Here is a 7,766-nt window from a genome sequence, read left to right as displayed (position 1 = left end):
TGTTGTTTCCGTAGATTAATGAACCTGCTACTGGTTCGCGGATGCCGTCGATGTCTACGGGGGGAGCGGCGATGAAGGCGATGATGAAGCAGGTGGTGGCTGCTAGTAGGGTGGGGATCATGAGAACGCCGAACCAACCGATATATAAACGGTTGTTGGTGCTGGTGACCCACTCACAGAATTTGTCCCATACGTTGGCGCTGGAGCGCTGTTGTAAGGTTGCTGTCATGGTTTTATAAGTGCGTTTGTTTTTGTATGAATTTAGGCTTTGTTTTTACCTGTGATAGTAATTTACACTACTTTACAAAAGTTAATCAAGCTTTTAAGGTTTGTAAAGCTGATAGCATGTATTAGGTTTACTTATGAATGGGATTGCGATCGCTTTGCAGGTTCGTCCACGTTGCAAGATTCAGTCAAACTAGACTTAAGCTGACAATGAAGCTTTAACTTGGCCGAAACGGCGATCACGTCCTTGGTAACTCAACAGAGCTTGATGAAATGCCTCTCTATCAAAATCTGGCCAAAGAATATCGGTAAAGTACATCTCTGTATACGCCATTTGCCACAGCAGAAAATTGCTCAACCGCATCTCCCCACTAGTACGAATCAACAGATCTGGTTCTGGGGTGTCTGCTGTGTAAAGGAACTTTTCCATAAGATTCTCGTTTACCCCTTCAGCAGTGAGTTCTCCTTGTTGCACCAGTTCCGCTACCTGACGGCAGGCTCTCATAATTTCGTTGCGGCTACCGTAGTTAACTGCAACAGTAAAGTGAATTGCCTGATTGTTCAGTGTCTCTGCACTAGAACGTTCTATTTCTGCTTGTAAAGACTTAGGTAAAATTGATAAATCTCCAATAAACGAGATTCGCACTCCTTCCCGATGCATTTGAGCTAACTCGCGGCGCAGCAGTCGTTCAAACAGAAGCATCAGAAAGTCAACTTCTTCGGTTGGTCGCCGCCAATTCTCAGTAGAGAAGGCGTAGGCTGTTAAGGCGCTGATTCCCCAATCCTTGCAGCATCGTAACAGTTCTTTGAGCGTCTTTGCCCCTTGGCGATGTCCGGCAATACGCGGTAGCCCTCGACTGGTTGCCCATCGACCATTACCATCCATGATCACAGCTATATGTTGGGGTAACTTTTGGGGATTTAAGTCAGCTGGTAATTGTGAGATTTGTCCTTTGTTGTTTGTCATTTGTCTTTTGCTGTTACTAATGCTAGTGGTCTGTCAAGAAATAACTGAGGGTAAGGATTGTTCGTAGTTTGCGCTTTAGCGCTAAAGCGCAAACTACCAACCTGTCAAATTAGGCTTGACAAACTACTAATTCCAAACAGGTCTTGCAAATATTCTGGTGTCAGGCTGTTGTTCCAAACCCACAGACGACGCATTGCGTAGATGAAGGTAAACATGAGAGTTGTCTTATTGCTCAAAGTCCAGGAAGTCCAGTTGAGTGTGTTCATCATGCGGCGTAGGGTACGCAGCAGGTTGTTGCGTTGATAGTTGTGCGATCGCGTTTTGATTAACGTGCGTCCAATTCGCATCAGGGAGGTATCAGGGAAAGCCCAAACCCCAAATCCCCAGAATTTTGTCAGATGGTTGATTTCGTCTTGAACTAGTTCCTCTAGAACATCCTGGAGTGCGCCAGTGGTGTGAGCCATCAGCCACAGATAGAGACATGTAGCACCGTATTCAGTAGCAACGCGATGTAAGCCGTGGCGATATAAGTCTTCGTTGGGGTCATCAGAAGGCAGATAGCCTCTAACAGTGCGAAGTTTGGGGATAATCTTCTCACCTGTTAATTGGTTGTAGACCTTGATTAATGCAGGTGTATGCTGACGCTCCTCCTTTTCCCATAAACCTAGCTCTAGTAGTTCGTCATCTTCATCGATTGTTCCGCCAACAAAGCGGGCCATTTGAGGATGCAATTTTTCCAAATACTGCCGACTGGTTTGGGTATAACCTCGGATGGGGGCTTCGGTATCCATCGCACCTATCAAGATAGTCAAAAATATCTCTGCGTCTATGCCGATAATTTGATTGCGGTTAATTGCTTGCCAGTTAATCAGTTTCCAAGGACGGGGTTGGGGATTGTCAAACTGTATTGGTAAATCTTGCAAGCGTTCTTGTAGCTTTTCGACTGCAAGATAACTATCTATGACGGAAAGAATGCGGTGCTGTGTTTGAAAGTAGTGAGGATGGGGATAGCTTTGACCTGCTAAATCTTTGGCAAGTGGGCTAAGGGTATTAAGCATATTTTTTTACATTAATTTTTACCTCTGTGTCCAATAGCCTAAGCGATCGCATTTTCTTTTGTCAGTCGGCTGAAGTCGGCAGTTTGATGTGATTTAGTTGAAAGAGTCGGGGAAAAAGTTAGATTTGCTTGGTTGGTTACGTTAGCGGAAATTGCCCCATAGTAAAGGTAATCGCACTCAAAAACAAATTTATCGCACGCAATCTAAAAGTTAACCATAGTGTGCTTTTCTATGGCAATTAGGACATACAGCAATAGCATTATCCACCGTATCGTCCCCACCTTGTGCTAAGGGCTTTTTATGATGAACCTCCAAGTAAGGCGTACCGTCGGAAGCGCGAATAAAAGGCGCTGGAGTTCTACAGGCTTCACAGATTCCACTTGCTCTATCTAAAACTTCAGCAATAACATCAGGATTTCTTTTGAATACTATTTGAGTAATTTGAATAGTTTCAGATGTTTTATTAGCTTTTTTTAGTCGTTCAGTTCTTTCCAGCTTACTAAGTTTTTGAGAATGTCTAACCTTCTCTTCTAATTCTTGTAAATATCCTTCAATCTCTTTGCTAAGATTATAAATCCAGAAATCACTCAACCTCTTTTTAATTCTACTTTTCTGAATTGAATCACGAGGGCTAGAAATTCCATAGTTCAATATCTTTTTTGAAGTTTCAGCGTAAGATTTCCACATATCACTATTCTCAATAATTATTGAAACTATGTCGAAAGAATGGGCATGTGCCCAAACGAGTGGAGCTTCACACTTTTTTAAAGTTGATTTGACAGGTCGATAGTCTAATCCCTCTACTTCTGGTGGGTAGTGAGCTACTAACAGCCATATACCCTCTCTTCTATGAATGGCTGCCAAAAAAATTCCACCTATAACAAGGCTAATAACTTCTTTATGAATGCCAAACCATGCTTGCTCTGGAGCATATATATTAATAAAAGCACACTCAAAGAAACGAATAAAGTCTTCTTCTAAATCATATTTAATATTTCTCTGTTTAAATAGCCATTCTTTGACTTGTTTTCTCCAGCAATAGGTTTCCATAATTGTATAACTTTAATAAATTTTACAAAAATAATAATTAGTTTTTTTGAATACAGAAATTACTTATAATTAACCATGGCACACAATTTTAATAATATTTCAAAAAATAGCCAAATTAGTATTGTGTAGACGGAAAGTTGCTTTCGTTAAACATCGCCCAATTGTCAAACAAATTTCTGGCATCCAGAAAGGTTCACCAATTATAGGCGATTCGACGCGGATGATATACTCTAGGTAAACAGTCTAAGGTAGTAGCGATGAAGAATTTTGATATCCAGCTAGATGAAGAATATGCTCAAAAGCTTGCATACATTCAACAAGAGACTGATCAAGATACACTAGAGATAATTAAGTCTTCGATTGACCTGCGCTATCAACAACTTCAGCTACAGAAAACAGATCCTTTAGCTAAGCTTAAGCAAAGTAAATTTATTGGCTGTTTCAAAGGAGAACCTGATTTGGCTGCTAATTCTCAAAGTATTCTGCGCTCCATGTTGCCAGAAAAATATGATCATCGCTGATACTGGCTTTTTTGTAGCCCTTGGTAATCAAAATGATCAAAAGCATCAATTAGCAACACAGGTTTTAAATGCTTTAAACGAACCACTAATTACTACTTACCCAGTTATTACTGAAACTTGTTACCTTCTTGCTAGAGGTGGTGGTAACAATGCTCAATGTAGTTTTCTTAGAGAGGTTGCTGAGGAAGCATTCGAGGTATTCGACTTACGAAGTCGTCATGTTGTCCGCATGGTTGAACTTATGGAAAAATATGCAGATTTGCCAATGGATATGGCAGATGCTTCTCTGGTTGTTCTAGCAGAATATCTTAGACATGGACGGATTCTGACAGTTGATCAACGAGACTTTAGCACCTATCGTTGGAATAATAACCATCTTTTTGATAACTTGCTGATGAATTTTCAATGAAGTTTGAAAAGTCGGGAAAAAAGTCGGATTTACAGAAAATTATCCGAAAATTTGGAACGGGAACTGTAGAGTAACTATAGTTGACTCTAAAATTTGAAATAAACTACCCTTGTCGTTACGCAATGGACGCTGAAGCAGCATTAGCATGGTTAGACACCATAATTCCTGCTCAGACCGGGGAACGGTTGAGCGATTTGCAAAAAGTTATTCTTCAGCAAGTTTGGTTGGGTAGAAAATACTTAGATATCGCCAATTCTTACGGTTGTACAGAAGGACATGCTAAGGATGTTGGCTCACAGTTGTGGAAGTTGCTTTCCACAGCACTGCGGGAGAAAATTACTAAAAGTAATTGCCGAAGCGCTTTAGAGCGGTGTTTAAGGAAAACAAGTGTTATTTCCAGTCTACTTGATTACTCGCGATCGCCTCAGCACCCCTCCCCAACACCAGAAAATGCCAATTTTATTGGACGGACAGAAGCGATCGCTCACCTCAATACTTTGGTAAATCAGGGATCTAAGGTGATTGTCATTCAAGGTGAGGGAGGTTTAGGCAAAACTACCTTAGCTCAGCAATATCTCCAGCAGGGATTTGAGTTGGTTTTAGAATTACTGATGGCGAAGGAAACGCAAAATATTACATCTGCGGAACGTGTAGTAGAAGAATGGCTAAAACAGGACTTTCACGAAGAACCTGGAGTAGAATTTGGGGTAACGCTAGGACGACTAAAGCGCCAACTCCATACCCGGCGCATTGGGGTGTTAATTGACAATCTGGAACCAGCGCTGGATCATCAAGGGCGCTTGATTTCTGCTCATCGCAGCTACGTAGAATTATTGCGGGTTTTGGCAGATGCGAGGGTGCAGTCTGTGACTCTGATTACAAGTCGCGATCGCCTGTGTGAATCGGCGGTAAATGTTGAACACTATCGGCTTCCTGGCTTGAATCAAATTGCATGGCAACAGTTTTTTAACAACCGTGGAATATCCATCGACCAGCCAACTATACAAACCATGCATCGCACCTATGGAGGCAATGCTAAAGCAATGGGCATTCTCTGCGGTTCGATTCAGGAGGATTTTGAGGGTGATATGGCTGCCTATTGGCGAGAAAATAATGCTGATCCACTAGCAGCAACCGACTTAAAGAATTTAGTGGTTAGTCAAATTAACCGTCTGCAAGCCCTCGACTTGCAAGCATATCGCTTGCTTTGCCGATTGGGATGTTATCGTTACCAAGATGTACCCACTATTCCATCTCAAGGGCTGTTCTGTTTACTGTGGGATGTCCCATCTTCTGAGCATTACCAAATCATTACCTCTTTGAAAAATCGTTCTTTGGTAGAGTGCCATAAAGGCGAATATTGGCTGCATCCAGTGATTGGAGCCGAGGCGATCGCTCGCTTACGTAATAGCGATGAGTGGGAAATCACCAACCACAAAGCCGCAGAGTTTTGGACAACTAGCGTTCAAAAAATTGAAATATTTCAGGATGCTTTGCAAGCTCTAGAAGCCTATTATCACTATGTAGAAATTAAGCAATTTGAGTTAGCAGGTAAAGTCATTCTCAAAAGTAGAAATAATCAATGGCGACAGTTTTTAACTCTTGGAAGTACGCTATATCGTATGGGTTTAATTCAGCCTATACTAACTGCTATTAATCAAATTATCAGCAATATTCAAGACGAACAATATTTGATTGAATTGTACAATATTTTAGGTGATTTATATTGGATAATTGGTAAAATTAACCAGGCGATCGCCTGTCAGGAAAAAACTATTACGCTGGCAACGCAAGCACTCAAATCACTCGTACCTCAGCCAGAAAACAAACATACAGTCTACTATCTCAGAATGCTAGAAGTAGATTCTCTATTGAGCATTGGTCTTTACAAAATCGATTTGTGGGAATTAGAGGCATCTGCAAAGTTATTTCAACAAGTCATTTACCTAGCTCAAAATACTGATCATCATCGCTGGGCAGAAAAAGCTTCGGTGTGTTTAGCTTTGGTAAATTCCTATTTAGGTTTGTGTGATGCTTCCTACTCACTGGCAGATGTGGCTTATGATGCCATCACGAATGAAAAAGTAGAACAAACCGGAAGATTTGCCTATTTTATTCAGATTTTAGGTCAAACATACGTAAATTTAGGAGATTTCGCCAAGGCAAATGAAATGTTCTGCAAAGCTTTGACTTTTGCTGAGGAGAGTCATTACATGCAGGTAAAAGCAAAAACACTTAATGGCTTGGCAGAAATCCATAGGCAACAAGCTAATTTTAAGTTAGCCCTTACTAATCATCTGGAAGCAATTGAACTTTTGGATAAAATAGGGGCTAAGTGTGACTTAGCTGAAGCTTACTTTCAATTAGGTTTAACTTATTACCAGATGGTAAAGCCTGATGAAAGTCAAGTAAACTTTAACCAAGCAATTCAGCTATTTGCTGAGATGAAAGCTCCTAAACAAGTGGAAAAGATTTCAATAACTACCTGTGATTCTAACCACGCTCATTGAAAATTTAGTGCTAGCTCTGTCACTCTTAAACTACGAATTATATTAGCGCAGTGGGGCGTAGACCATTACGAATTAATAATTATTTGGTCAATAAACAGAAATTGATCAAACTAGAAAATTAGATAACTATTCTAGTTACACCGCACAGCAGATTACATTTAAAATAATTACACTAGATGCAGTGATACAACAGGAAAAATGAATTACTACGTGATCTACGACGGAAATTGTAATCTCTGCGTTACTTTAGTACAATTGTTAGAAACCTTAGACCAAGGAAAGCTGTTTCACTACGCCCCTATGCAAGAGGAAGAGACACTTTCCCGGTGGGGAATCACAGCCCAAGATTGCGAACAAGGCATGATCTTAATTGATGGCAATACGCCTCAAAGACGTTGGCAAGGTAGTGACGCCGCTGAAGAAATTGGTCGGTTATTGCCGTTAGGAAGTATATTTGTAGATGCTTATCGAGCTTTACCTGGGGTTAAGTGGGTAGGCGATCGCTTCTACGAACAAATCCGCGATAATCGTTACACAATTTTTGGCAAACGTCCCAGTACCTATCAATCAGCATACTGTGTAGATGGTAACTGTAAGTAGGTAAGTAGTGCTGAGTATTAAGTGCTGAGTATTGAGTGCTAAGCGTAGGCTAATGTCCTATGCCCTATCCCCCATGTCCAGAAACTCCATCCACAAGTGGGTGGAGTTTTTTATTTTAAAAATGCTGTAAGTAAAAAAAACTTCAGTGACTTTTTAGTTTAAAATGTTCTTAGCTAAAGCTTAATCTTTATTTAACTTTAATACCCATATAGATTAGGCACTTTGGCAAAGTAGATGTATATGGTTCTAAAGCGCTTATCAGATGCATACTTCATCTGCCACAGCACTTGTGCTTGTGATGTCGGAATTCATTACAGGTAAAAATCACAAATTTATATACAGCTCTGTTTTTTAAGAGCGTGAATTTTTATTCAAGGAATGACTAAAAAATGGACATGCAATCAAATTCGTTCAACTCTCGATTAT

General features: G+C 40.5%; 7 protein-coding genes and 1 pseudogene. 4 read left to right on the top strand and 4 right to left on the bottom strand.

Annotated features, from left to right (window positions below; all coding sequences use genetic code 11):
- From HCR01_RS23805 to HCR01_RS23790, 4 genes and pseudogenes are all read right to left on the bottom strand, one after another.
- Positions 1–229: pseudogene (locus HCR01_RS23805) on the bottom strand (photosystem II q(b) protein); the annotation flags it as partial.
- 195 nt (positions 230–424) lie between these two features.
- Positions 425–1,192, bottom strand: a complete 768-nt coding sequence (locus HCR01_RS23800) for an isoprenyl transferase (RefSeq protein WP_193198561.1) — start codon at positions 1,190–1,192, stop codon at positions 425–427.
- Between the two features lie 104 nt (positions 1,193–1,296).
- The gene (locus HCR01_RS23795) at positions 1,297–2,250 is read right to left on the bottom strand and encodes a ferritin-like domain-containing protein (protein ID WP_193198560.1); all 954 of its coding nucleotides are present in this window, start codon (positions 2,248–2,250) and stop codon (positions 1,297–1,299) included.
- A 210-nt stretch (positions 2,251–2,460) separates the two neighbouring features.
- Positions 2,461–3,300: an HNH endonuclease signature motif containing protein gene (locus HCR01_RS23790; protein WP_193198559.1), complete on the bottom strand. Its 840-nt coding sequence runs from the start codon at positions 3,298–3,300 to the stop codon at positions 2,461–2,463.
- A gap of 257 nt (positions 3,301–3,557) precedes the next feature.
- On the opposite strand from HCR01_RS23790, the gene HCR01_RS23785 reads away from it, so the two are divergent.
- From HCR01_RS23785 to HCR01_RS23770, 4 genes are all read left to right on the top strand, one after another.
- On the top strand, positions 3,558–3,821 hold the full coding sequence (locus tag HCR01_RS23785; protein WP_193198558.1) for a hypothetical protein: 264 nt from the start codon (positions 3,558–3,560) through the stop codon (positions 3,819–3,821).
- Positions 3,808–4,230, top strand: coding sequence for a type II toxin-antitoxin system VapC family toxin (locus HCR01_RS23780; RefSeq protein ID WP_193198557.1), 423 nt, complete (start codon positions 3,808–3,810; stop codon positions 4,228–4,230). The genes HCR01_RS23785 and HCR01_RS23780 overlap by 14 nt, the downstream gene beginning before the upstream one ends.
- 122 nt (positions 4,231–4,352) lie before the next feature.
- Positions 4,353–6,740, top strand: a complete 2,388-nt coding sequence (locus tag HCR01_RS23775) for a tetratricopeptide repeat protein (RefSeq protein WP_193198556.1) — start codon at positions 4,353–4,355, stop codon at positions 6,738–6,740.
- 198 nt (positions 6,741–6,938) lie between these two features.
- Positions 6,939–7,340: a thiol-disulfide oxidoreductase DCC family protein gene (locus tag HCR01_RS23770; RefSeq protein WP_193198555.1), complete on the top strand. Its 402-nt coding sequence runs from the start codon at positions 6,939–6,941 to the stop codon at positions 7,338–7,340.
- Positions 7,341–7,766 lie beyond the last annotated feature (426 nt).

This window comes from Nostoc sp. MG11 (genome assembly GCF_014904695.1).
Lineage (GTDB): Bacteria > Cyanobacteriota > Cyanobacteriia > Cyanobacteriales > Nostocaceae > Komarekiella.
This window is presented reverse-complemented; position numbering and strand designations above follow the sequence as displayed.